At 41.8% G+C, this 24,306-nt stretch carries 25 protein-coding genes; all 25 read left to right on the plus strand.

Going from position 1 to position 24,306, the window contains the following annotated elements; all coding sequences use genetic code 11:
• Nucleotide 1 precedes the first annotated feature (1 nt).
• The 25 genes from fliH (at nt 2) to H5187_RS06850 (ending at nt 24,302) form a co-directional block, all read left to right on the plus strand.
• Complete coding sequence (fliH, locus tag H5187_RS06730; protein ID WP_145239404.1) at nt 2–820, plus strand: flagellar assembly protein FliH; 819 nt, start codon at nt 2–4, stop codon at nt 818–820.
• Nucleotides 821–838: 18 nt separating this feature from the next.
• Nucleotides 839–2,173 (plus strand): flagellar protein export ATPase FliI, encoded by a 1,335-nt coding sequence (gene fliI, locus H5187_RS06735; RefSeq protein ID WP_145239400.1) that lies wholly within the window; start codon nt 839–841, stop codon nt 2,171–2,173.
• The gene (gene fliJ / locus H5187_RS06740) at nt 2,173–2,619 is read left to right on the plus strand and encodes a flagellar export protein FliJ (protein ID WP_149981493.1); all 447 of its coding nucleotides are present in this window, start codon (nt 2,173–2,175) and stop codon (nt 2,617–2,619) included. Before fliI ends, fliJ begins: the two co-directional genes overlap by 1 nt.
• 129 nt (nt 2,620–2,748) lie before the next feature.
• Entirely contained in the window at nt 2,749–5,043 is a 2,295-nt protein-coding gene (locus tag H5187_RS06745) for a flagellar hook-length control protein FliK (protein WP_182797665.1), read from the plus strand.
• Nucleotides 5,044–5,145: 102 nt separating this feature from the next.
• Nucleotides 5,146–5,676: a flagellar basal body-associated protein FliL gene (gene fliL / locus H5187_RS06750; RefSeq protein ID WP_149981489.1), complete on the plus strand. Its 531-nt coding sequence runs from the start codon at nt 5,146–5,148 to the stop codon at nt 5,674–5,676.
• Nucleotides 5,677–5,685: 9 nt separating this feature from the next.
• Nucleotides 5,686–6,777 (plus strand): flagellar motor switch protein FliM, encoded by a 1,092-nt coding sequence (gene fliM, locus H5187_RS06755; RefSeq protein WP_149981487.1) that lies wholly within the window; start codon nt 5,686–5,688, stop codon nt 6,775–6,777.
• Nucleotides 6,778–6,799: 22 nt separating this feature from the next.
• Nucleotides 6,800–7,198, plus strand: a complete 399-nt coding sequence (gene fliN, locus H5187_RS06760) for a flagellar motor switch protein FliN (protein ID WP_149981486.1) — start codon at nt 6,800–6,802, stop codon at nt 7,196–7,198.
• On the plus strand, nt 7,195–7,578 hold the full coding sequence (fliO, locus tag H5187_RS06765; protein WP_145239382.1) for a flagellar biosynthetic protein FliO: 384 nt from the start codon (nt 7,195–7,197) through the stop codon (nt 7,576–7,578). Before fliN ends, fliO begins: the two co-directional genes overlap by 4 nt.
• Nucleotides 7,579–7,582: 4 nt before the next feature.
• Entirely contained in the window at nt 7,583–8,323 is a 741-nt protein-coding gene (gene fliP, locus H5187_RS06770; protein ID WP_182718180.1) for a flagellar type III secretion system pore protein FliP, read from the plus strand.
• 43 nt (nt 8,324–8,366) lie between these two features.
• A complete protein-coding gene (locus H5187_RS06775; protein WP_182718179.1) occupies nt 8,367–8,636 on the plus strand; it encodes a flagellar biosynthetic protein FliQ in 270 nt (89 codons plus the stop codon).
• A gap of 1 nt (nt 8,637) precedes the next feature.
• Nucleotides 8,638–9,417, plus strand: a complete 780-nt coding sequence (gene fliR / locus H5187_RS06780) for a flagellar biosynthetic protein FliR (protein ID WP_145239372.1) — start codon at nt 8,638–8,640, stop codon at nt 9,415–9,417.
• A gap of 9 nt (nt 9,418–9,426) precedes the next feature.
• Complete coding sequence (flhB, locus tag H5187_RS06785; protein ID WP_182718178.1) at nt 9,427–10,557, plus strand: flagellar biosynthesis protein FlhB; 1,131 nt, start codon at nt 9,427–9,429, stop codon at nt 10,555–10,557.
• 95 nt (nt 10,558–10,652) lie between these two features.
• Nucleotides 10,653–12,761 carry a flagellar biosynthesis protein FlhA gene (gene flhA / locus H5187_RS06790; RefSeq protein ID WP_149981479.1) on the plus strand — a complete coding sequence of 703 codons (2,109 nt, stop codon included), beginning with the start codon at nt 10,653–10,655 and terminating at the stop codon, nt 12,759–12,761.
• A 23-nt stretch (nt 12,762–12,784) separates the two neighbouring features.
• Nucleotides 12,785–14,266, plus strand: coding sequence for a flagellar biosynthesis protein FlhF (gene flhF / locus H5187_RS06795; RefSeq protein WP_182794256.1), 1,482 nt, complete (start codon nt 12,785–12,787; stop codon nt 14,264–14,266).
• Nucleotides 14,259–15,119: a MinD/ParA family protein gene (locus tag H5187_RS06800; RefSeq protein WP_149981477.1), complete on the plus strand. Its 861-nt coding sequence runs from the start codon at nt 14,259–14,261 to the stop codon at nt 15,117–15,119. The genes flhF and H5187_RS06800 overlap by 8 nt, the downstream gene beginning before the upstream one ends.
• Nucleotides 15,120–15,145: 26 nt before the next feature.
• Nucleotides 15,146–15,856, plus strand: a complete 711-nt coding sequence (locus H5187_RS06805) for an RNA polymerase sigma factor FliA (RefSeq protein ID WP_149981786.1) — start codon at nt 15,146–15,148, stop codon at nt 15,854–15,856.
• A 40-nt stretch (nt 15,857–15,896) separates the two neighbouring features.
• Nucleotides 15,897–16,280 carry a chemotaxis response regulator CheY gene (gene cheY / locus H5187_RS06810; protein WP_016708035.1) on the plus strand — a complete coding sequence of 128 codons (384 nt, stop codon included), beginning with the start codon at nt 15,897–15,899 and terminating at the stop codon, nt 16,278–16,280.
• 17 nt (nt 16,281–16,297) lie between these two features.
• Nucleotides 16,298–17,062, plus strand: coding sequence for a protein phosphatase CheZ (locus H5187_RS06815; protein WP_145239357.1), 765 nt, complete (start codon nt 16,298–16,300; stop codon nt 17,060–17,062).
• 14 nt (nt 17,063–17,076) lie between these two features.
• Entirely contained in the window at nt 17,077–19,284 is a 2,208-nt protein-coding gene (locus tag H5187_RS06820; protein ID WP_182767508.1) for a chemotaxis protein CheA, read from the plus strand.
• A 68-nt stretch (nt 19,285–19,352) separates the two neighbouring features.
• Complete coding sequence (locus H5187_RS06825; protein WP_182718173.1) at nt 19,353–20,495, plus strand: chemotaxis response regulator protein-glutamate methylesterase; 1,143 nt, start codon at nt 19,353–19,355, stop codon at nt 20,493–20,495.
• The gene (locus H5187_RS06830; protein WP_149981471.1) at nt 20,488–21,252 is read left to right on the plus strand and encodes a flagellar motor protein; all 765 of its coding nucleotides are present in this window, start codon (nt 20,488–20,490) and stop codon (nt 21,250–21,252) included. The genes H5187_RS06825 and H5187_RS06830 overlap by 8 nt, the downstream gene beginning before the upstream one ends.
• A gap of 5 nt (nt 21,253–21,257) precedes the next feature.
• The gene (locus H5187_RS06835; protein WP_149981470.1) at nt 21,258–22,217 is read left to right on the plus strand and encodes a flagellar motor protein MotB; all 960 of its coding nucleotides are present in this window, start codon (nt 21,258–21,260) and stop codon (nt 22,215–22,217) included.
• An 8-nt stretch (nt 22,218–22,225) separates the two neighbouring features.
• Nucleotides 22,226–22,996 (plus strand): ParA family protein, encoded by a 771-nt coding sequence (locus H5187_RS06840; RefSeq protein WP_149981469.1) that lies wholly within the window; start codon nt 22,226–22,228, stop codon nt 22,994–22,996.
• A gap of 3 nt (nt 22,997–22,999) precedes the next feature.
• On the plus strand, nt 23,000–23,785 hold the full coding sequence (locus H5187_RS06845) for a chemotaxis protein CheW (RefSeq protein WP_149981468.1): 786 nt from the start codon (nt 23,000–23,002) through the stop codon (nt 23,783–23,785).
• Nucleotides 23,786–23,804: 19 nt separating this feature from the next.
• Nucleotides 23,805–24,302, plus strand: a complete 498-nt coding sequence (locus tag H5187_RS06850; RefSeq protein ID WP_145239335.1) for a chemotaxis protein CheW — start codon at nt 23,805–23,807, stop codon at nt 24,300–24,302.
• The last annotated feature ends 4 nt before the right edge of the window (nt 24,303–24,306 follow it).

Raw genomic sequence — 24,306 nt, forward strand, 5'->3', positions numbered from 1 at the left:
CATGAGCAAACCTACTCAATATCAAGGTCGTCCTTTACGAGCCAGTGAAGCAGTTGATGAATTATTAGAAAACTGGCCAATTCCAGATGTTACGCAAGACACTCGAAAATTCGATGGTCGTTCAACGGCGTTTGGTACACCGCTGGCCGATTTATATCGTAAAGAGCTTGAAGAAAGTGAACAAGCACTAGAGCCCGAAGAGCCTGAGCTGCCTTCGTTAACGATGGCTGAGCTGGAACGAATTCGTCAAGATGCCTACGAAGAAGGCTTAAAACAAGGCCACGAGCAGGGTTATATTGATGGTTTTGAAAAAGGCGTAGGTGAGGGAAAAGAAGCCGGTTATAAAGAAGGCATTGAGCTTGGTAAAACACAAGGTCAAGAAGAAGTAAAACCACTGATTGAAGAACAGCTAACGGGTCTAAAAGCATTGTTGGATAGTTTGTCAGCGCCATTAGCTAAAGTCGATGATGACGCCGAAAAGCAACTTGTACAGTTAACCGTAATGCTAACCGAAGCGTTAGTTTATCAAGAAATTAAAACCTCCCCTGAAATTATTTTGCAAAGTTTAAAGCAGTGTATCGATGCGTTAGCCAATGAGCAGCAAAGTGTGCGTATTCATTTACACCCTGAAGACATTGAACTGGTTAAAAATAGTTATGGTGAAGCTGCACTAGCTGAAAACCATTGGCAGTTAGTTGCAGAGCCGACTTTAGATCGCGGTGGTTGCCAAGTAAAAACACCACAATCATCTATTGATATGACTATAAAAACCCGCGTCAAAGAAACGTTGGATAGTTTTTTGCATAGTAGTGGTATCTAACGCTATTTTTGGTTTGCAATGAGTTCTCAACCACGCCCATTAAGTGAACGTTTACAACAGTATCAAAAACATATTCATAGTCCAACGCCTGCTGTTGCGGGAATTTTAACCCGTGTTGTAGGGTTAACATTAGAGGCGAAAGGATTACGCGCGCCAGTTGGCAGCCAATGTAAAATTGAAACCATGCATGGTTTTGTTGATGCTGAAATTGTTGGTTTTAATGACCAGACGCTTTACTTGATGCCAAATGACCATATTTCTGGTGTACTACCTGGTGCGCGAGTTATCCCACAAGTAAATGATACCGGACTGCCTGTTGGTATGTGTTTACTTGGTCGTGTTGTTGATGGCTTAGGGCGTCCGTTGGATGGGCTTGGAGCTATTAAAGCAGAGCATTACTTAAAATTTGCACAAAATTCCATTAACCCATTATCTCGACGACCAATTACGCAGCCGATGGATGTTGGCGTACGCGCTATTAATTCAGTGATAACTGTTGGCCAAGGCCAGCGCATGGGGCTATTTGCAGGCTCAGGCGTGGGTAAGTCGGTATTACTGGGTATGATGACCCGAGGCTCAGAAGCGGATGTAATAGTTGTTGGTTTAGTGGGGGAGCGTGGCCGCGAAGTAAAAGAATTTATCGAAGAAATACTCGGTGTGGAAGGGCGTAAACGTTCTGTCGTAGTTGCCGCGCCCGCTGATGCATCACCATTAATGCGATTAAAAGGCTGTGAAAGTGCGGTAACTATCGCGGAGTACTTTCGCGATCAAGGTTTAAATGTTTTATTGCTACTGGATTCTGTAACGCGTTATGCCATGGCGCAGCGCGAAATAGCGCTTGCGGTTGGTGAACCACCAGCGACTAAAGGTTATCCGCCTTCAGTGTTTGCAAAGCTACCCGCGCTGGTGGAACGTGCTGGTAATGGCGGCGAAGGGCAAGGCTCTATCACAGCGTTTTTTACTGTACTGAGTGAAGGGGATGATATGCAAGATCCGATTGCTGATGCGGCGCGAGCCATTTTAGACGGTCATATCGTGTTATCCAGAGAGCTCGCTGACAGTGGTCATTATCCTGCTATTGATATAGAAAAATCGATTTCACGGGTGATGCCACAAGTTGTCTCAGAAGCACATATGCAACAAGCGCGAGTGTTAAAACAAGTGTATTCAATGTTCCAGCAAAATAAAGATATGATTACTTTAGGTGCTTATCAAAAAGGCACCGACCAAATGCTTGATCAGGCCATTAATATGATGCCAAGAGTGAATGCATTTTTACAACAAGGCATGAAGGATGTGATCAGCTATGACGATGGCCTACAAGGGCTTGCGCAATTATTAGGACAAGCATAATGGCAACCAATAAGCTCAGTTTATTGCTGAAAATAGAAAATGATAAAGAAGAAGCTTTACGGATAAATTATTTACAAGCGCAGCAAAACTTGCAAGGCAATCAACAAAAATTGCAAGGCTTGAATAACTTTCGCTTAGAATATACTCAGCAATTACATGTAAAAGGAAAGTCCGGTTTAAGTAGCGCCGGGTTTAGTCAATATCATGCTTTCATTGCCAAAATCGAAGAAGCCATTCGTCAACAAGCGAATACAGTTAGTACTGCTAAACAAGTTGTCTCACAACGCCAAAGTTTATGGCTGAAACAGCAGATTAAGGCTAAAGCGGTTGCTAAGTTAATAGAAAAACAGCAACTTAAAGCGAATGTGATCGCACAAAAAAATGAACAAAAAATGCTTGATGAATTTTCCGCAAATCAATTTTACCAAAGACGTCGCGTTTTATAGCCTATTGCCCAAAATAGGGTTATTTATTAATTCAAATCAGCTTAGGCATATTATTTGCTTGTTTAATGTAATAAGTATTTATTCTGGCAAACTGCGGCGGCAAATTGCCACTTTTAATCTAGGTGAATTATGGCTATTAGTGATCTTTCAGTGTTTATCTCAACTGAGCAGGATGTTCAGTTAAATAAAAAAGACAGTGCCAAAGGTGGTGCAGCAGCAGATAAAGAAAGCACTGATAGTGACTTTTTTAGCCAATTACAAAGTGCCAATAATGCTGCGGAAACATCTATAAAGGTTAATTCAACGGGTGCTGAGGCACGTTCAGCAGAAGCCGTAATTGTTGCTGAAAAAGCACAAGAAACGTCTGCTGACAACAGTGATGAAAATGCGATGTCTGGTGATGCAATGCTTGCGCAAATAACGGCGGCTAATAACATGGACACTCGGGTAAATAATACGCCAACTGTCGAAAATTCCTCATTACTTTCAAAGTTGGGGAAATACAGCGAGGAAAAAATAGACCCTACGCTTGTTAAAGTCACTGGAGCCCGTCCAATTGATGATGTTACGCCTATTATTGATACAGAGACTCCTGCTACTGATGATCCGATTGCACAATTAGTCGATAAACAGCTAAAACCATCGTTACTTACAGAAAAAAAGGTGCTGGCAGAGGCAATTGATAAACAACTTCAGCTAAAGGGGAACACTCCGCCTGATGATGCAGTTACTCCTATTATTGATGATATTCAAGTCGCAAAAGAGACATCGCAAAATAAAGCGATGGCAATGCAGCCAACAATCCAACAAGCAGTTGCGACTACAACTACGTTAAAAAGCGGGCAAGTTGACAATGACGCAGCTCAAATAATTGCTGCTGGAAATACAAGCCAAGGTAAACCACAAGACAGTGAAGTATTAGCTAAAGGTTCCGACGCTATGCTTGCTCAGCAAGGAAAACCTCAACAGAGCGCAGCACTAAGTGCAGATGCAGCAGTTACTAACGTTACTGCTAACGCTAAACAAGCAATCAAAAGTGCCACTGAAGTAGCAATGGACGCTGAAGCGGTTAAAGGTGTTGCTTCAAGCTCTCAAACTGATGTATCAGAAAAAGCAGCTGAACAGTCAAAGCGTAATAATAGTGCTGTATTAGAGCAAATCAGCAAGGTATTACTTAACTCAACGACAACTGTGCAAAAAAATGAAAATCCACTGTTGGCGAGCTTAACACCGGAGCAGCAAAAACAGCTGCAAACTCAGGTTGATGTCATTCGTCAGCAAGATCCATCACCGGCTAACATAACTGACTTAAAAAAAATGCTGGCTGAATTTGTAGCGCTTAATAGTAAAGAAGCTGCAAAACCTACCACTGCAGTTGCGACAATTAACACCGCAGAGCTAACTCAACTAAGTAAAGATATTTCGCTGTTAAGCCCTATGCAAAAACAGGCATTAAGCCAGCAATTACGAAATTTTGTGAGCAATGAGCAGCCCAAAGGGGCTTTATTAACTCAGATCAATAAGGCGATTACTGAATTAGCCCAGCCAGAGAGTACTGAAAAAAGGACTGAGTCAAAAGCTCAATTGACGGTTCAGTCAATGGCAGATAATTTAGCAAGCACTACAACTACCAATAGCAGCACCGCTAAATCAGATACAAATAAAGTATCTGCGCCACAATATGCACTTATAAAGGCTGCAAGCAAAGAGCAAGAAGTGAAACTGGCAGTACAAGATAATGTTCTAAAAAGCGAGCAATTTGCTGAAAATATTAAAGCAGAGCAAAGCCCTGTGCGCGACAACACATTGGCACGTGTAAATCAATTGTTTGGCCAGCTCACCGGATTAACCACTGCAGTTACAACAGCCACGGCTGTAGAAGGGAGTGAGCAAAGTTATCAACAAGCTTTGGCTGATATGCAAGTAATGCATGCTCAGCAAGCGAGTCCTACATCACAGACAAGACAAATAAATATTGATCCAACTGCGTTACAAGCGTTGAATATCATGAAAAGTGATGCTGCCAAGTTACTGCAAGAACGAGTGAGTGCATTGTTAAGCATTAATAATAAAGAAGCTGAAATACGTCTTGATCCGCCAGAAATGGGCAGTATGCAAATTCGTATTCGTAGCGATGCAGAACAAGCTCACATTAACTTTGTGGTGCAAAATCAGCAAGCCAAAGAAGCCCTTGAGCAATCAATGCCGAGATTACGGGAAATGTTAGCGCAGCAGGGAATTGAACTGGGTGAAAGCAGTATCCAGCAGGGGAATAGTCAAAGTGATACTGGTGGTGACGGACAACAAAATGGTCGTGGTCAACAGGCAAATCAGCAACAAAATGAAGAGGAAACTGCATTAACTCAGCAACCAATTCGCGGCTCTGGGCAACAATCTTCATCATCAATAGATTACTATGCCTAACACCTGCTATTATATGAGGTATAAGACTATAAAAATAAATAACTTGATGGTGCGCGGTGACACTCGTAATATCGCTATTATCAAGGCATAAAGGAAAGCGGCATGGCTGAAGAAGCAAATTTAGAAATTGAAGATGGCAGTAAAAGTAAAAAAAAGCTGATTATAATTATTATTGCTGCGGTATTGGTAATTGGTGGTGCCGCTGGCTTTTTCTTGATGTCAGGCTCAGACGCTGCTCCTGAAACACTTGCAGACGAATCGGTTGCACCTGCAACTGAAACTGCAGAGGTAAGTGGCAGTGGTGCAAAGGTTGGCAGTGCTTTATATGTTGCGATGCCTCGACCTTTTATTTTTAACGTACCAGGTGCAAGTCGTGACCGTATTGTGCAAATAAAAGTGCAATTATTAGTGCGCGGTGATGTGAATGAAGAAACGGCCAAAAAGCATATTCCACTAATTGAAGGTACATTGCTTGGTGTGTTTTCAACCACCACCGCAGATGAACTGGGCACTAGCGAAGGAAAAGAAACCCTGCGAGTAGCAGCGCTTGATAAAGTACAAGCGGCGTTAATGGACGTAGAGGGAAGTAAAGTAATCGAGCGGGTGTTGTTTACCGGCTTTGTAATGCAATAAGGGGTCAGCGTGAGCGATTTATTATCCCAAGATGAAATCGATGCCCTGTTGCATGGTGTCGATGAAGTCGAAGAGGAGGATCTACAGGACGGTGATGATGGCAGCGGTAATACGCTACAATACGATTTTTCTTCACAAGATCGTATTGTTCGTGGTCGCATGCCGACTCTGGAGATTGTGAACGAACGATTTGCTCGACACATGCGAATTAGCTTGTTTAATATGATGCGCCGCACTGCTGAGGTTTCTATCAATGGCGTACAAATGATAAAGTTTGGTGAATATATCCACACTTTATTTGTTCCTACCAGTCTTAACATGGTGCGCTTTCGTCCTCTTAAAGGTACTGGATTAATCACCATGGAAGCACGGTTAGTGTTTATCTTGGTTGATAACTTTTTTGGTGGCGATGGTCGCTATCATGCGAAAATAGAAGGTCGTGAATTTACGCCTACTGAGCGCCGTATTGTACAAATGCTATTAAAAATAATCTTTGAAGATTACAAAGAAGCATGGGCGCCGGTAATGGACGTGTCTTTTGAATATCTTGATTCAGAAGTTAATCCAGCAATGGCGAATATCGTCAGCCCCACCGAAGTAGTAGTGATCAGTTCATTCCATATTGAGCTGGATGGCGGTGGCGGAGATTTCCATATCGCATTGCCGTATTCAATGCTTGAACCTATTCGTGAATTACTCGATGCTGGTGTGCAATCAGATACTGAAGATACCGATTTACGTTGGAGCAAAGCCTTACGTGATGAAATTATGGATGTTGAAGTTGAAATATCAACACAACTGCTTGAAGTTGATTTAACCTTAGCGCAAATTATGGAGCTTAAGGCTGGGGATATTATTCCTGTTGAAATGCCAGAGCACATAACGGTGTTTGTCGAAGAGCTGCCGACCTTTAGGGCGAAAATGGGTCGTTCTCGTGATAACGTTGCGCTGCAAATTAGTGAAAAAATTAGACGTCCTGAATCAGTCAAATCAGAGTTGCATGTCTTTACAAAAGGTGGCAAAAAGCTTGATTCAGATGCGGAATTAGCAGAACTAGAAGATGATCTACACCTTTCAGAAGGCGTAGATTTAGACTGGTAAGAGAATTAAAAGGTTTAATAGTATGAGTGATGACCAAGATACAATGGACGAATGGGCGGCTGCTTTAGCCGAAGCCGAAGGAACCGACAGTTCTGACGGTGCCAAAGTAACTGAACTTGACGAGTTAAGTGATACTAGACATGAAATGAGTGGCGAAGAAAAACGCAAACTCGATACAATTTTAGATATCCCGGTAACTATTTCGATGGAAGTTGGGCGTTCAAAAATCAATATTCGTAACTTACTTCAGCTTAACCAAGGTTCAGTTGTTGAACTTGATCGTGTTGCCGGTGAACCACTGGATGTATTAGTTAATGGTACATTGATAGCGCACGGTGAAGTCGTCGTAGTTAATGATAAATTTGGTATCCGCCTCACTGACGTGATCAGCCAAGTTGAACGGATCAAAAAGCTGCGATGAGCAGTTGGCTTTTTTTATCGACTGCAGCAAGCTCAGCACTGCCCGCAGCGACACCTATGGGCGACTTACTCTCAATGGTAATGTCTTTAATCATGGTGCTAGTACTGATTGTGGTACTGGCATTTTTGGTTAAAAAACTAAACCCCAATTTAGCAAATACCGACGAATTTAAAGTGGTGCGTAGTTTACCATTAAGTGCGCGAGAGCGATTAATGGTCGTCGAAATTGATAATTGTCAGCATTTATTAGGTGTAACGCCGCATAGTATTAACTACCTGCATAAATTAGAAACCCCGTTAACAGAAAAAGAGTTGCCAGCCCTAGCACAACGTTTTGGCAAGCTATTAAACCCACAAACTAACCACATTAAAAAGAATTAATAATATGACTAAGTGGCTGCTTATACTTTTTGCATTCGTTTTTATTCCCTCAGTTAACGCCGAAGGCATTGAAGCGTTAAGTATTACGACTAATCCAGATGGCTCGCAAGATTATTCTGTAACCTTGCAAGTTCTGGCTATTATGACCGCGCTGAGCTTTATACCCGCTGCGGTGATCATGATGACCTCATTTACTCGCATTATTGTAGTACTGGCTATTTTGCGCCAAGCAATTGGTTTGCAACAAACACCATCAAATCAAATACTGTTAGGTATGTCGCTATTTCTAAGTATTTTTATAATGACGCCGGTTTATCAAAAAGTGAATCAGCAAGCCATTGAGCCATATTTAAATGAGCAGGTGACCTCGATTCAAGCGCTTGAACTTGCCAAAGAGCCGATGAAGGAATTCATGCTCTCACAGGTGCGCATAAAAGATTTAGAAACCTTCGCTAAAATTGCTGGGTATGACAAGTTAGACTCACCTGAAGCGACGCCATTAATTGTATTGATCCCCGCATTTATAACCAGTGAATTACAAACTGCATTTATTATTGGTTTTATGTTTTTTATTCCATTTTTGATAGTCGATTTAGTAGTTGCGTCAGTTTTAATGGCCATGGGTATGATGATGCTCTCGCCGATGATTGTGTCTATGCCGTTTAAAATTATGTTGTTTGTACTTGTCGATGGCTGGAGTTTAGTAATGGGCACTTTAGCGAAGAGTTTTGGCTTAGGTACTTGATATGGCAATACAATACTTTGCCTACAAAGGTTAGGAGGGGACCATGGAACCGGAAATTTTTGTTGACATACTCAGCGATTCTTTGTTTTTAGTTATTAAGTTAGTCTCCGCAATTGTGGTACCAGGTTTATTAGTGGGTTTAGTGGTTGCCGTTTTTCAAGCTGCTACATCAATCAATGAACAAACATTAAGCTTTTTGCCGCGCTTATTAATTACCATCAGTGCGTTAATTGCTGGAGGGCATTGGTTAACGCAAGAGTTAATGGATTTTTTCACTCGTTTAGTGCTTATCATCCCAGAGATAGCAGGCTAGTATGGAGTTTCCTTTTTCAGTCATTATTCAGTGGCTGAGTGACTTTTTGTTACCACTAGTACGGATCAGCTCGATGATTATGATCATGGCGGGGCTGGGTGCTAAAAATGTGCCTACGCGGATCAAGATGGGTCTAGCGGTAATGATTACCTTTTTAGTTGTACCAGTACTTCCGCCTGCGACATTTAATAACTTATTCTCTTTTGAGATGATCTTGGTAGTTATTCAACAAATGTTAATCGGTGTTGCGATAGGTTTTGCTTCTGTATTGATGTTGAATACTTTTGTGTTAGCAGGGCAAATATTAGCAATGCAAACTGGTCTTGGTTTCGCCTCAGTTGTTGATCCCTCTAATGGTATGAGTGTGCCTGCTGTTGGGCAGTTTTATTTGATTCTAGCCACGCTATTATTCTTTGTATTTAATGGCCATTTAATGATGATCCAAATGGTAGTGCATAGCTTTGAAGTGCTGCCAATCGACGGTAATTGGTGGGCGGTTGATCATTATTGGGACATAGTGACGTGGGGCGGCTGGATGTTTACTACCGCCTTGGTGCTATCTTTGGCGCCTTTAACAGCTATGCTGGTGATTAATATGTCGTTTGGTGTGATGACCCGTGCAGCACCGCAGTTAAACATTTTTTCAATCGGTTTTCCGTTTACCTTGGTTGCAGGTTTAGTCATTATTTGGGCAACCTTAGGTAACTTTGTTACTCAATTTGAATTTCAATGGTTAAAAATGATTGAGTTAATGTGTACTTTAGTTGGTTGTTCCCCATAGGAGAGAGTGATGGCTGAAGATTCAGGTCAAGAAAAAACCGAAGAACCCACGGGGAAAAAAGTAAGCGACGCGAAAAAGAAAGGCCAAGTTGCGCGCTCAAAAGAGCTTGGCACCATGTTTGTACTTATTTTTTCAGCCATTTCATTACTTATGTACGGACCTGAGATTGGCAAGGGACTGTATAATATAATGGGTCGCATGCTCAGCTTGAACCGTAATGAAACGTACGATACCACTAAAATGTTTTCAGTGTGGGGAGCGGTGGCCGATGCGCTAGTATTTCCGATGGCGATGTTTGTGTTTATTATTGTGCTGGCGGGTATCATAGGTAATACCTTGTTAGGTGGTTTTAACTTTAGTTGGGAGGCGGCAGCACCTAAAGCCAGTAAAATGTCACCAGCAAAAGGTATAAAGCGGATGTTAGGTCCACAAGCGGGCGTCGAGTTGGTGAAATCGATTTTAAAGTTTGTGGTAGTAGCTGGCTTTGCTATCTTTTTGATCAACACCTTCTTTGATGAAATTCTTCATCTGAGTATTGAAAGTGCGCCGGGCAATATCATTCATGCCTTAGAGATACTCGCATGGATGTTTTTAGGACTGACCTGCACCTTAACCATTATTGCTGCGATTGATGCGCCATACCAAAGCCATAAACATCACAAAGAATTAAAAATGACTCTACAAGAAGTCAAAGATGAATATAAAAATTCTGAAGGTGATCCGCAAATTAAAGCGCGTATAAGACAAACGCAAAGACAAATGTCGCAGCGACGCATGATGCAGGATGTGCCAGATGCCGATGTAGTTGTCACCAACCCTACTCATTACTCTGTGGCATTAAAGTACGACACAGAGCGCGCTGGCGCGCCGATAGTCGTTGCCAAAGGCATTGATGAGATGGCGATGCAAATTAGGAAAATAGCCATTGGTAACGAGGTACCCATCCTTGAATCCCCCATGCTAACTCGAGCACTGTATCATACCGCCGAAGTAGGAGAGCAAATCCCTGACCAACTATTTACTGCAGTCGCACAAGTTTTAGCTTATGTATTTCAGCTTAAACGCTTTCAAAAAGGCCGTGGTAAACGCCCTACAAAATTGAATAAAACACTCCCAATTCCAGATGCCTATAAGTATTGATTTGAATAATCAGTATTCTTTTAAGCTAGTAATTAATAACTTGGAATAGTTATTGCAAATTCCGTTTAGTGTCAATTTTTTGAAATTGTAGAATTATGGAATTTAAAGCTGTATTACAACAACTTAATAAAGATAAAAAAGAGTATTTAAAAGGTGTTGGTACACCTTTGCTGGTGCTCGCTGCGTTGGGTATGGTGATTTTACCGTTACCGCCATTTTTACTCGACATTCTTTTCTCGTTTAATATAGCTTTAGCATTAGTGGTGTTGTTAGTGACAGTTTACACCATGAAGCCTGTTGAATTTGGTATGTTTCCAGCAGTGCTATTGATTGCAACGATTATGCGTTTGGCACTAAATGTTGCCAGTACCCGGGTGGTGCTGCTTGAAGGTCATAACGGTGGTGATGCCGCAGGTAAAGTTATTGAAGCTTTTGGTTCAGTGGTAATTGGTGGCAACTACGCGGTTGGTTTAGTGGTGTTTTTGATTTTGATTATCATCAACTTTGTGGTAATCACCAAAGGTGCAGGCAGGATCTCTGAAGTATCGGCACGCTTTACCTTAGATGCGATGCCAGGCAAACAAATGGCCATTGATGCTGACTTGAATGCGGGTTTTATTAGTGCAGAGCAAGCACGAGATCGCCGTGAAGAAGTCACCCGTGAAGCGGACTTTTATGGCTCTATGGATGGTGCGAGCAAGTTTGTAAAAGGTGATGCGATTGCTGGTATTGTAATACTGATCATCAATATTGTTGGCGGCTTGTTTGTTGGTATGATCCAGCATGATTTAAGCTTTGGCAACGCCATGGAAGTGTATACTTTGCTGACCATTGGTGATGGCTTAGTCGCACAATTACCATCATTACTGTTATCAATTGGCACTGCAATTGTTGTTACTCGTCAAAATGAATCGCTCAATATGGGCGATCAATTTAAGAAACAACTCGGTAACGAGAAATCATTATTTATCGCCTCGGGTATTTTAATCGTGATGGGTTTAGTACCGGGTATGCCACATTTTGCTTTTTTAAGTCTTGGTGCATTACTTGGTTACTTAGCGTATTACACCCAGCAAAATAAGCTAAAAGAAGCAGCAGCAAAAGAAGCAGAAGCTACCAATGGTGGTGCAACAGGCACTGGTGTTGCTAACAAGCAAGAGCAAAAAGAGCTAGGTTGGGATGATGTACAACAAGTTGATGTAATTGGCCTTGAAGTTGGCTATCGCTTAATTCCATTAGTTGATCAATCACAAGGTGGCGAACTATTAAACCGGATCAAAGGGGTACGTAAAAAGTTATCTCAAGAACTTGGTTTTTTAATTCCACCGGTGCATATTCGCGATAACTTAGAGTTAGACCCAAATGCATACAGAATTACCATGATGGGTGTTTCAAGTGGTGAGGGGGAGCTTAAGCACGGTGATGAGTTGGCTATTAATCCTGGCCAAGTATTTGGTCCAATAAAAGGCATTGCTACTAAAGATCCGGCCTTTGGTCTAGACGCTATTTGGATCAAACCAGATCAAAAAGATGAAGCACAATCACTCGGTTATACCGTGGTTGATGCAGCAACAGTGGTAGCAACGCATATTAGTCAGTTACTAACTAACAGCGCGGCCTTGTTACTCGGCCACGAGGAAGTGCAAAATCTATTAGATATGCTGGCAAAAAGTCATCCTCGTTTAGTTGAAGGGCTAGTGCCAGATATTTTACCACTAACAGCAATTGTTAAAGTATTACAAAATTTATTAAATGAAGGCGTTGCTATTCGCGATATGCGTTCAATTGTACAAACCCTTGTTGAGTATGGCCCTCGAAGCCAAGATCCTGATGTATTAACCGCAGCAGTGCGAATTTCACTGCGCAGATTAATTGTTCAAGACGCGGTTGGAATGTCATCAGAAATCCCTGTCATAACCTTGGCGCCTGAGTTGGAACAGATGTTGCATCAGTCACTACAAAATGCAGGCGACGAAGGTGCCGGAATAGAGCCAGGACTTGCAGAGCGACTTCAACAATCATTAAATGAAGCGCATCAAAACCAAGAAATGGCCGGTGAACCTTCGATATTGCTAACGTCAGGAATGTTACGCACTGTGTTATCTCGTTTTGTTAAGTACACCATTCCAGGATTGCGAGTGATGTCTTATCAAGAGGTACCAGACGAAAGACAGATCAAGATTGTCAGCTCAGTAGGCCAATAATCGGATTTTAAAGGGGTTGAACCATGAAAATAAAACGTTTTTTTGCTAAAGATATGCGCACCGCACTGAAAGAAGTTAAAGATGAACTCGGTGTAGATGCTGTAATCATGTCAAATAAAAAATTAGCCAATGGGGTAGAGATTGTTGCCGCCGTTGATTATGAAAAAGCAGCCCCGAAAGCACCTGCACAAGCACATGTTGCTACGGCACAAGCACAAACAAATGCTAACTTTGTTAAACCTGCGCCACAACGTTCACAGCCTGAGCCGCAAGCTGCGGTAGCTGATAGCTTACAAGCATTATTAGAGCGCCAATCACCGCGTCCACGTTCACCTGAGCTTGCATCGATGTTTAGCCAGTCAGGGATTGATACATCAACTCAGTATCAACCACAGCAACAACATCAAGCACAGCAAACTCGCCATGAACCACAAGCACATAATGATTTTGCTCGTCGCGATACTGCGTCGCGTCCACAAACGCAAGCACATAGCTTAGGTTTTGATGATGATCTAGAAAGTGGTTTTGATGATTTAGATACTCCGATGCCAACAAAAAGTGCACCCAAAACAGATGAAATTACCGCTATGCGTGATGAAATGGCAGCGATGCGTCAATTACTTGAGTATCAAGTATCTGGCTTGATGCAACAAGATTTAGCGCGTCGCGACCCTACTCGCGCATGCATGATCGATCGTTTAGTCGGAATGGGTATTGACAGTGAAGTTGCAGAGCAAATGGCCTGTTTTATTCCCGATGATGTGTCACGTCAGCAAGCATGGCAAGCGCTATTGCAAATGGTTGAAAACCAAATGCATACTACAAATAATGAAATACTACGCCAAGGCGGCGTATATGCACTTGTTGGCCCTACTGGGGTTGGTAAAACTACAACCGTGGCAAAACTTGCAGCCCTTGGCGCACAAAAATATGGCGCAGATAAAGTTGCGCTTATTACCACTGATACTTACCGTATTGGCGCTTATGAACAGCTTGCTACTTATGGCCGAATCATCGGTTGTGGTGTAAAACAAGTTAAAGATGCCAATGAATTAGCAGAAGTTTTATATCATTTACGAAATAAGCGTCTAGTATTAATAGATACAGCGGGAATGAGCCAACGTGATTTACGTTTAACTGAGCAGTTAAATACACTAATGCGTAATCAACGTGTCGATATTCGCAATTATTTAGTGCTCAGTGCGACCGCACAAATTAATGTTTTACAAGAAACCGTAAGACACTTTAAGAAGGTACAATTAAGTGGCTGTATTTTCACTAAATTAGACGAATCATTAAGTTTAGGTGAGATTATTAGTATAGCGATTCAAAATCGCCTTCCAATAGGGTATCTTACTAACGGTCAGCGCGTTCCAGAGGACATTCGGGTCGCCAATGCAGAGAAATTAGTAAAAAAAGCAGAACAATTGTATTTAAAAAGAACAAAAGCACAACATTCACGACGCCAAGCAGTAGCGTCAAGCACAGTAGGGATGTATGATTAACACAGTATTAGATCAAGCAAGTGGCCTGCGTAAAATGAGTCAAAACAATAATAACGGCGTTAAAGTTATCGCTGTAACAGGTGGCAAAGGTGGCGTAGGGAAAACTAACGTCTCACTTAACACTGCGATTGCGTTGGGTCAGCTCGGAAACCGAGTGTTAGTACTGGATGCCGATTTGGGTTTAGCAAATTGTGATGTGATGTTAGGACTTAGGGTAGAGCGTAATCTATCTCATGTACTATCAGGTGAATGCGAGCTCGATGAAATTTTAGTTGAAGGGCCTGCAGGAATTAAAATAGTACCAGCGACGTCAGGCTCACAAAGTATGGTGGAACTTTCACCATCAGAACATGCTGGTTTAATTCGCGCTTTTAGTGAATTAAATACCGAATTTGATATATTAATTGTTGATACTGCTGCTGGTATCTCTGACATGGTATTAAGTTTTTCGCGCGCAGCGCAAGATGTCATGGTAGTAGTATGTGATGAACCGAGCTCAATAACTGATGCTTATGCATTAATCAAAGTATTGAGTCGTGAGCACGGTGTGTATAAATTTAAAATCGTTGCTAATATGGTGCGCAGCATGCGTGAAGGCCAGGAACTATTTGCTAAGCTCTCAAAAGTAACGGATCGCTTTTTGGATGTCTCAATGGAATTGGTAGCAACAGTCCCGTATGATGAAAATATGCGTAAAGCAACTCGTCGTCAGAAAGTGATTGTTGATTTATTTCCAAGTTCCCCAGCAGCAATAGCATTTAAAACATTAGCGACAAAAGCAGTTAAATGGCCTATACCTAATCAACCATCTGGTCATTTAGAATTTTTCATAGAAAAATTAGTAAACGGCTAACTATGACGGCATCGGTGAATAAAGCGATGGGATATCAATCGACACAAAATTTAAATGTGATTGTTGAGCGACATGCTTCCTTAGTCAAAAAAGTGGCTTGTCATTTAATCGCTCGTTTACCCGCGAGTGTGCAACTCGATGATTTGATTCAATCGGGGATGATAGGGTTAATTGAAGCATCAAAGAACTTTGATGCGACTAAAGGTGCAAGCTTTGAAACCTTTGCAGGCATTCGTATCCGTGGTGCGATGCTGGATGAAATGCGCCGAGGTGATTGGGCTCCACGCTCAGTGCACCGTAATAGCCGCAGAGTCGCTGAAGCGATTAGTGAGCTAGAAAGCAGCCTGAATCGAGAACCTAAAGACAGTGAAGTTGCTGAAAAACTTGATATTACGCTAGATGAGTACCATCATATTCTTAGTGATGTAAATTCAAGTAAAGTGTTAGGTATAGAAGACTTAGGGGTAGATGAAGATGTTATCACACCAGTGGGACATGATTTAGCACTGGACAAGCCCTTTAATAACGTTAAAAATGAACGCTTTAATCAATCATTATTAACAGCTATACAATCTTTACCTGAACGAGATGGGTTAGTATTGTCGCTGTATTATAACGATGAAATGAATTTAAAAGAGATTGGACATATACTCGATGTAAGTGAATCGCGTGTGAGTCAGATACATGGTCAGGCGATGATTAAGCTCAAAGCAAAAATCAATGACTGGATTAATTAGTAGTAAGTAAATATAGGTTCAGACCTCACCGGAGGATGTTTTGGATAAAAACATGAAAATTCTTGTTGTTGATGATTTTTCGACGATGAGACGTATTATCAAAAATCTGTTAAGAGATTTGGGTTTTACAAATGTACAAGAAGCTGACGATGGCTCAACAGCTTTACCGATGTTGCAGAATCAAGAATTTGATTTTGTAGTTACAGATTGGAACATGCCTGGCATGCAAGGAATCGATCTCTTGCGCGCTATTAGGGCCGATGACAGCCTGAAACACATTCCTGTTTTAATGGTAACAGCAGAAGCTAAAAAAGAACAAATTGTTGCTGCTGCACAAGCTGGTGTTAACGGTTATATCGTTAAACCATTTACAGCTGCAACACTGAAAACCAAATTGGAAAAAGTGTTTGAGCGTTTAGGTTAAATAAATAGGAGAGGCTTATGTCAGCACCTGCTGCGCCTCAGATCAGTTTAGAACAAGCCCGTCAGCTTGTGGTTTACCTTGAAAACGGTGAACAAGATAAAGCTGATCAGTTAATTATTGATGCGGCGTCAAAAGAGCAATCAGAATTATTTGCCGAAGTAGGCAAACTTACGCGTCAGCTTCATGATGCGTTGAAAAATTTTGAGCTTGATACACGTTTAGCTGATTTGACCAAAGATGCACTACCCGACGCGAAGCAGCGTCTTAACTATGTTATGGAAATGACCGAAAACGCTGCTAATAAAACCATGGATGCTGTAGAAGCAAGTTTACCCATTGCCCAACAGCTTGCTGATGACATTTCAGACATTAAACCCACTTGGGATCGTTTAATGAATCGTGAAATTGAGCTAGGTGAATTTAAAACACTTTGCCATAGCTTAGATAAGTTCATGAATAGCTCGCAAACTAAAACGGATGAGTTGCAAGGACTCATGACCAATGTGTTAATGGCACAAGATTTTCAAGATTTAACCGGTCAAGTGATCCGTCGGGTTATCGAGCTTGTTAGAGAAGTAGAAGACAGCTTGATCCACTTGTTGACAGCATTTGGCAGCCAAGATGATAGCGAAACAAAAACAATAGCACCAGTCATTGAAAAACCGCCTGCTGAAAATACACTTGCAGGCCCTGAAGGGCCAATTATTGATAAAGAATCTCGTGATGATGTTGTCTCAGGACAAGATGATGTTGATGATTTATTATCAAGCTTGGGCTTCTAAGAGGAGAAAACTGCATGAGCTTTGAAGTCGATGAAGATATTTTACAAGATTTTCTAGTAGAGGCTGGAGAAATTCTTGAGCTTTTGTCAGAACAGCTGGTGGAGCTTGAAAATAACCCAGATGATACCGAATTACTCAATGCAATTTTCCGTGGTTTTCATACGGTAAAAGGCGGCGCAGGCTTTTTAAGCATGACTGAACTAGTCGATGCTTGCCATGGTGCAGAGAACGTTTTCGATTTATTGCGTCAAGGTGTTCGTAAGGTTAATTCCGAACTGATGGACGTGATCTTGCAAGCACTCGATACTATCAACGAAATGTTTGCGACTATCCAAAGTAGAGAAAAACCAGAACCAGCAAATCCAGAATTACTCGCTGTTTTACATAAATTAGGGCTGCCGCCAACGGCTGAAGAATTAACTGGCAGTGCTGAACCTGCAGGCGATATCCCTGTTGTTGATGCTGATGATATTTTAGATGATTCTGACGATCCATTTGCGCTAGACTCATTATTTGATGGTCAAGTTGATAGCGATCAAAAAGATGTTCAAATCGATGAGATAACAGAAGATGAATTTGAGAGCCTGCTTGATGAGCTCCACGGACAAGGGCAAAGTCCTATAACGCCAACAACCACTGTCAGCAATGAATCATCAAATAGTGATATTACTGATGATGAATTTGATAATTTATTGGATGAATTGCACGGCATTGGTAGCTTCGGTCTAGTAAGTAATAAAGATACTGCAGGCACCGAAAGTGCTGCGCCTAAACCGGCCCAAGCACCTTTAGCACCGACGAAAAGTAATGGTCCAGATGAAATCAGCGATGATGAATTTGAAGCTTTACTTGATGAATTACATGGTAAAGGCAGCGCGCCACAAGCGGTCGCTGAGACTGAGCCAGCACCCGCTAAAAAAGCACCAACACCTGCACCTGCACCTGTTGCCGCAGCTAAGCCAGTGCCCAAACCAGCAGTGTCTGAGCCTGTGAAAGCAGCTGAAAAATCCGCACCAGCTCCAGCGACAGCTGTTGCTAAAAAACCAGCTCCTCCACAAGCTGATACGACGGTGCGTGTTGATACAAAACGCCTAGATCAAATAATGAACATGGTTGGTGAACTGGTATTGGTTCGCAATCGTTTAGTCAGTTTAGCAACCAATACTGAAAGTGAAGCGATGGGTAAAGCCATTTCGAATCTTGATGTAGTAACCGCAGACTTGCAAGGTGCGGTAATGAAAACGCGGATGCAACCGATCAAGAAAGTGTTTGGTCGTTTTCCTCGCGTAGTCCGTGATTTAGCCCGCAGTTTGAGAAAAGACATTAACTTACTGCTCGTGGGTGAAGAAACCGATTTAGATAAAAACTTAGTTGAGGCACTGGCAGATCCTTTAGTCCACTTGGTGCGCAACTCGGTTGACCATGGTATTGAAATGCCTGATGTGCGTGAAGCGGCAGGTAAGTCAAGAACTGGGACTGTTACTTTATCAGCATCGCAAGAGGGTGATCATATTTTGCTCACCATTCGTGATGATGGTGCAGGTATGGACCCTGAAAAACTGAAAAAAATAGCAATCAATAAAGGGGTGCTTGATCACGAGCAAGCAGCTCGATTATCTGATACAGAAGCCTATAACCTTATTTTTGCACCAGGCTTTTCCACCAAAGAACAGATCTCTGATATTTCGGGTCGTGGTGTGGGTATGGATGTGGTGAAAACCAAAATTACCCAACTAAATGGTTCTGTGAGTATTCAATCTGAGCTAGGTGTAGGCACAATCCTAGAAATTAAAGTACCGTTAACGTTGGCTATTTTGCCGACATTGATGGTGGTTGTCGGTGAGCAAACATTTGCATTACCACTGGCTGGTGTTAATGAAATATTCCACCTAGATCTAACTAAAACGAATGTAGTTGATGGTCAATTAACCATTATTGTTCGTAAGAAAGCACGACCGTTGTTTTATTTAGAACATTGGTTAGTTAAAGGTGCTGACAGATCATTACGCAAAGCTCAAGGCCATGTTGTAATTGTACAAATTGGTACGCAACAAGTTGGTTTTGTAGTGGATTCATTGATTGGTCAAGAAGAAGTTGTTATTAAACCGCTTGATGCTTTACTACAAGGAACACCTGGTATGGCAGGTGCAACGATCACGTCTGACGGTGGTATAGCGCTGATCTTAGATGTTCCAAACCTGTTAAAACACTACGCAGGTTAGGCCAATTCTTATCTTATTGTGAGGGCTAAATATGGCTCTCACAGATAAAATTTAACAAGAGTATGCCAATGGCAGTTAAAGTTTTAGTTGTTGATGATTCAAGTTTCTTTCGCCGCAGAGTGAGCGAAATACTCGAGCAAGATAAGGATATCGAAGTAATTGGTTTTGCGGTAAATGGCCGAGAAGCGGTCGATAAAACAAATCAACTTCGTCCAGATGTAATCACCATGGATGTTGAAATGCCCGTGCTTGATGGCATTAGTGCTGTAAAAGAAATCATGGCAGCAAATCCAACCCCTATTCTGATGTTCTCCTCACTGACTCGTGATGGCGCAACAGCAACCTTAGACGCACTTGATGCGGGTGCTCTAGATTTTTTACCGAAAAAATTTGAAGATATTGCTCGTAATAATGAAGATGCGATTAAGTTATTACAAAATAAAGTAAAAGAAATTGGACGCAAGCGTCTTTCGCGCTTTAGTCGGCCGACAACGCCTCCTGCATCGGCACCAATACCTCCCGTTTCTGCAGGTACAACAAGTCGCCCTGCGATAACTCAACCAGATCGAAGCTTTAACCGGAGCGCTGCACCTGCGACTAATATTGCAGCTAACACTCGCGCTTCAGGAAAGAAATATCAAATAGTTGCAATAGGTACTTCAACGGGAGGACCTGTTGCACTGCAAACAATTCTGACTCAGTTGCCCGCTAATTTTCCGCACCCTATTTTGTTAATACAGCATATGCCAGCTGCGTTTACGCCAGCATTTGCCACACGTTTAAACGGCTTGTGCAAAATAAAAGTAAAAGAAGCACAACAAGGCGACCGATTAATGCCAGGCGTCGCGTATCTAGCGCCGGGCGGTCAACAAATGTTGATTGAGGGACGGGCTGGCAATCGCACTTTACGTGTTTTTGAAGACGATAGTGCCCGGATCACCTATAAACCAAGTGTTGATGTTACTTTTGCAAGTACAGCCAAATCGTTCCAAGGTGATGTATTAGCTGTGGTACTTACAGGCATGGGCGCAGATGGAAGAGACGGTGCAAGAATGCTTAAACAAGCCGGCGCTACTATTTGGGCACAAGATGAAAAAACCAGTGTGGTATATGGTATGCCACAAGCGGTTGCTAACGCAGGGTTATCATCGGCAAGCATTGCGCTTGAAGACGTTGCTAATCGGTTAGTTCGAGAGATTGGTTGTGGATAAGTTGTCGTTTCTAGGCCTGTTCGTTGCACTTTTGGCGATTGGTTATGGCTACTCACTAGAAGGCGGTGTTGTGAGTGCTTTATTTAATGGCCCGGCATTAATCATTGTGTTGGGCGGTACGTTAGGTGCTGTAATGCTACAAACACCAGCAAGTACGTTTAATAAAGCATTAAGAATAAGCCACTGGGTATTTTTCCCACCAAGTTACGATATCAACAGAGCAATTGAGCAAGTTAAAAGTTGGTCACAAAAAGCCCGCCAAGAAGGGTATTTAGCACTTGAAGAAATAGCGTTAACCCATCCGGATCCATATGTTGCCAAAGGCTTGAGTTTACTGATTGATGGCAACAGTGAGCAAAAACTCAGAGACACACTAGAAATTGATTTGTTGCTAGAAAGAGAACGGCTGCTTGAAGCTAGTCGAGTTTATGAGGCGTTGGGCGGTTACAGTCCTACCATCGGTATATTAGGCGCAGTGCTTGGTCTGATCCAAGCGATGTCATTTATCACTGAACCTGAAAAGTTAGGTGCAGGGGTTGCGACTGCTTTTCTTGCCACCATTTATGGGGTTGGCTTAGCAAATTTATTGTTTTTACCTATGGCTAACAAGCTCAAACAACAAGTAGAACAAAAGATGCTGTTTCATGAGTTATTAGCTGAAGGAATTATTGCCATGAGCCAAGGTGATAGCCCTGTCAATATTGAGCTGAAACTTGAAGCGTATCGTGTAGAGCGTCCAAGTCAGCTTCAAGAATAATTATTATGATGCGCCGTCGACTTCGTCACTCATCGACCAAAAGTCAGCATACAGAACGTTGGCTAGTGTCGTACGCTGATTACATGACTATTATGTTTGCATTCTTTGTAGTGATGTATGCGATTGCGATTAATAAAGAAGAAAGCTTCCAAATTTTATCTGATTCGCTGGAGCAGGTTTTTGACAAGTCAGCTCGTCAGTATAGTCAAGAGGGTCAAGGCGTGACGGGGACCGGTTTATTAACCGATAGAGTGACTCCTGAAAACGAACTACTGTTTGGTGAAAGTATTCAAAAGCAAGAAGCTGGCCCAGAGTTACTGGATGGACAAAGCGATACCAGTAATATAAAACAAAAACACTTAGGCAAACCTTTAGATAGCTTATTAACTAAATTACAATCAGCCTTGATCGATGAAATACGCGATGGCGAAGCAAGTTTAGAGTTGCACCAAGACTGGTTGATCATTGAATTAAGCTCAGGAATGTTATTTTCCAGTGGCAGTGCTGTGGCGCATCAACGCGCGAAAGCAGTGATAAAATTAGTAAACGATATTATTGCCCCAGTAGATAACTACGTTAGAGTGCGTGGTTATACCGATAATGAAACCATTCATAATGAAATGTTTCGTTCTAATTGGGAGCTATCTGTTGCAAGAGCGACCTCGATTTTAGTCGAACTTGATGCATTAGGTATCAACCCTGCGCGCATGGCCATTGAAGGATATGGACAGTATTCACCTTTTGCTGATAATGATACAGAGCAAGGACGTGCTGAAAATCGTAAAGTAGTCGTTGCATTATCAAAATATGGTTTGCCACCCAAGCCCATTGTTACAACCGAGCAACCAGCAACAGAAACTGAAGCAGAGCAACCAATTGAGTTGCCAAGTGATGACAACACTATTAAAGTGATCCAACTCCCACACGGTGGTATAAGAATTACAACGCGCAACGAACAAAAATAAGGTGTGATGTGAAAATTTGGACGGTAGCAAATCAAAAAGGTGGAGTAGGGAAGACGACCACGGCTGTGAGCTTAGCTGGTATATTAGCGCTGCAAGGAAAGCGAGTATTACTGATTGATACCGATCCTCATGCATCTTTAACGTATTACTTTGGCATTGATTCAGAAGATTTAGAAGTCAGTGTATATGATATATTTGCCCGTGGAAACAGCATGGCAAGTGAAGAAATATTGCAAGCTTTGTGTCCATCGAACATAGATAACTTAGATATTCTTCCTGCAACGATGGCAATCGCGACACTTGACCGCAGTATGGGTAATAAGACCGGAATGGGGCTTATCTTAAAAAAAGCTTTAGCAAAAATTAGTGAGCATTATGATTACGCTATTTTAGACTGTCCGCCAGTGTTAGGTGTATTAATGGTTAACGCATTGGCTGCAAGTGAGCGCATTTTAGTGCCAGTACAAACTGAGTTTTTAGCACTCAAAGGACTAGACCGAATGATGCGGACCATGGAATTAATGCAAAGCTCGCAATCAAAGCAGTATCAATATACCATTATCCCTACAATGTATGATAAGCGCACTAATGCATCCCTTGAAGCATATAAGACATTACAGCAAACGTACCAAGAAAAAGTATGGCCAGGGGTAATACCCGTAGATACTAAGTTCCGTGATGCAAGTTTAGCTCAACAAGTACCGATTCAGTATTGTCCACGCTCAAGAGGTGTTTATGCTTATCGCGCATTACTCGATTATTTGATTGAACAAGGTTAATGAATGAGTAAGCAATTATTTGCTAATGAAAAAGTAATGACCCAGTACTTGGGGGCTTTACTGTGCGAAGACGATGAGTCAACAGACTTACACCCGGTTGCAAAATTACTCGAACAAGTTCCATCCACAGAAAGTAGCAATAAAATGCCACTCAAGGCGTCGCAGCAAACCATTGTGCAGCCAAACGCACTTGATGAGCCAAAGACTAGTATTGAGGAAGAAATACCCGCGCCCCTTGAGAAACCACAGATCCAAGCTAATATCAAAGATATAGCTAAAGTGAGTGAACAGCTAAATGTTGCTGAAGCTAAAACTCCTGTACAGCGTCAAGAAGATTATTTTGATGGTGAGTTTCAGGCGTTATTCTTTGAAGTGGCTGGGCTTACCCTCGCAGTACCATTAAAAGCATTAGGTGGTATTCATCAATTAGGTGAAGTTAATCAGCTTTTTGGTAAACCCAAGTGGTTTAAAGGAGTGATGCTAAATCGTGATGAGAATCTTAATGTAGTTGATACAGCGCTTTGGGTGATGCCAGAAAAGTATACCCAAGAGTTAGAAGACAAATTAAACTACCAATACTTAATTACTTTAGGTAATAGCCAATGGGGATTGTTGGCTGAAAAGCTGGTTAATAACATTACACTACGCAGTGAAGATGTGAAATGGCGAGCTAAAAGTGGCAAGCGGCCTTGGCTTGCAGGTGTAATTAAAGAAAAAATGTGTGCCTTAATTGATGTGCAAAGCTTAGGTCAATTATTAGAGCAAGGTTTAGATAGCCGCGACCAGTAACGATATTCGGAGTAATAACATGAGTGAACAAAGATTATTATCAAGCAGTAAAAATACCGATGGCAATGATGAAGTATTGCAGTGGGTAACTTTTAAGCTTGAATCAGAAACCTATGGTGTGAATGTGATGCAAGTGCAAGAGATTTTGCGTTATACAGAAATTGCTCCAGTACCAGGTGCTCCAAGCTATGTTTTAGGGATTATTAATTTACGTGGCAATGTTGTAACAGTAATCGATACGCGTGCACGATTTGGTTTGATGTCTGCAGAAGCAACAGACAATTCACGAGTATTAATTATTGAAGCTGAAGAGCAAGTCATTGGTATCTTAGCCGACAGTGTAGCAGAAGTGGTTTATTTGCGTAGCTCAGAAATTGATAGTGCACCAAACATTGGTACTGAAGAAAGTGCCAAGTTTATTCAAGGTGTCAGTAATCGTGATGGTGAATTATTGATTTTAGTTGATTTAAATAAATTACTAAATGACGAAGAGTGGGATGAGTTGAGCGATTTATAACGCT

The sequence above is a fragment of the Pseudoalteromonas sp. SG44-1 genome (assembly GCF_014164315.1).
Classification (GTDB): Bacteria; Pseudomonadota; Gammaproteobacteria; order Enterobacterales; family Alteromonadaceae; genus Pseudoalteromonas; species Pseudoalteromonas rhizosphaerae.

Coding starts and splice junctions, on each gene's coding strand:
- fliH (WP_145239404.1), top strand. CDS start 2: ATGAGCAAACCTACTCAATATCAAGGTCGTCCTTTACGAGCCAGTGAA.
- fliI (WP_145239400.1), top strand. CDS start 839: ATGAGTTCTCAACCACGCCCATTAAGTGAACGTTTACAACAGTATCAA.
- fliJ (WP_149981493.1), top strand. CDS start 2,173: ATGGCAACCAATAAGCTCAGTTTATTGCTGAAAATAGAAAATGATAAA.
- H5187_RS06745 (WP_182797665.1), top strand. CDS start 2,749: ATGGCTATTAGTGATCTTTCAGTGTTTATCTCAACTGAGCAGGATGTT.
- fliL (WP_149981489.1), top strand. CDS start 5,146: ATGGCTGAAGAAGCAAATTTAGAAATTGAAGATGGCAGTAAAAGTAAA.
- fliN (WP_149981486.1), top strand. CDS start 6,800: ATGAGTGATGACCAAGATACAATGGACGAATGGGCGGCTGCTTTAGCC.
- fliO (WP_145239382.1), top strand. CDS start 7,195: ATGAGCAGTTGGCTTTTTTTATCGACTGCAGCAAGCTCAGCACTGCCC.
- fliP (WP_182718180.1), top strand. CDS start 7,583: ATGACTAAGTGGCTGCTTATACTTTTTGCATTCGTTTTTATTCCCTCA.
- H5187_RS06775 (WP_182718179.1), top strand. CDS start 8,367: ATGGAACCGGAAATTTTTGTTGACATACTCAGCGATTCTTTGTTTTTA.
- fliR (WP_145239372.1), top strand. CDS start 8,638: ATGGAGTTTCCTTTTTCAGTCATTATTCAGTGGCTGAGTGACTTTTTG.
- flhB (WP_182718178.1), top strand. CDS start 9,427: ATGGCTGAAGATTCAGGTCAAGAAAAAACCGAAGAACCCACGGGGAAA.
- flhA (WP_149981479.1), top strand. CDS start 10,653: ATGGAATTTAAAGCTGTATTACAACAACTTAATAAAGATAAAAAAGAG.
- flhF (WP_182794256.1), top strand. CDS start 12,785: ATGAAAATAAAACGTTTTTTTGCTAAAGATATGCGCACCGCACTGAAA.
- H5187_RS06800 (WP_149981477.1), top strand. CDS start 14,259: ATGATTAACACAGTATTAGATCAAGCAAGTGGCCTGCGTAAAATGAGT.
- H5187_RS06805 (WP_149981786.1), top strand. CDS start 15,146: ATGGGATATCAATCGACACAAAATTTAAATGTGATTGTTGAGCGACAT.
- H5187_RS06815 (WP_145239357.1), top strand. CDS start 16,298: ATGTCAGCACCTGCTGCGCCTCAGATCAGTTTAGAACAAGCCCGTCAG.
- H5187_RS06820 (WP_182767508.1), top strand. CDS start 17,077: ATGAGCTTTGAAGTCGATGAAGATATTTTACAAGATTTTCTAGTAGAG.
- H5187_RS06825 (WP_182718173.1), top strand. CDS start 19,353: ATGGCAGTTAAAGTTTTAGTTGTTGATGATTCAAGTTTCTTTCGCCGC.
- H5187_RS06835 (WP_149981470.1), top strand. CDS start 21,258: ATGATGCGCCGTCGACTTCGTCACTCATCGACCAAAAGTCAGCATACA.
- H5187_RS06845 (WP_149981468.1), top strand. CDS start 23,000: ATGAGTAAGCAATTATTTGCTAATGAAAAAGTAATGACCCAGTACTTG.
- H5187_RS06850 (WP_145239335.1), top strand. CDS start 23,805: ATGAGTGAACAAAGATTATTATCAAGCAGTAAAAATACCGATGGCAAT.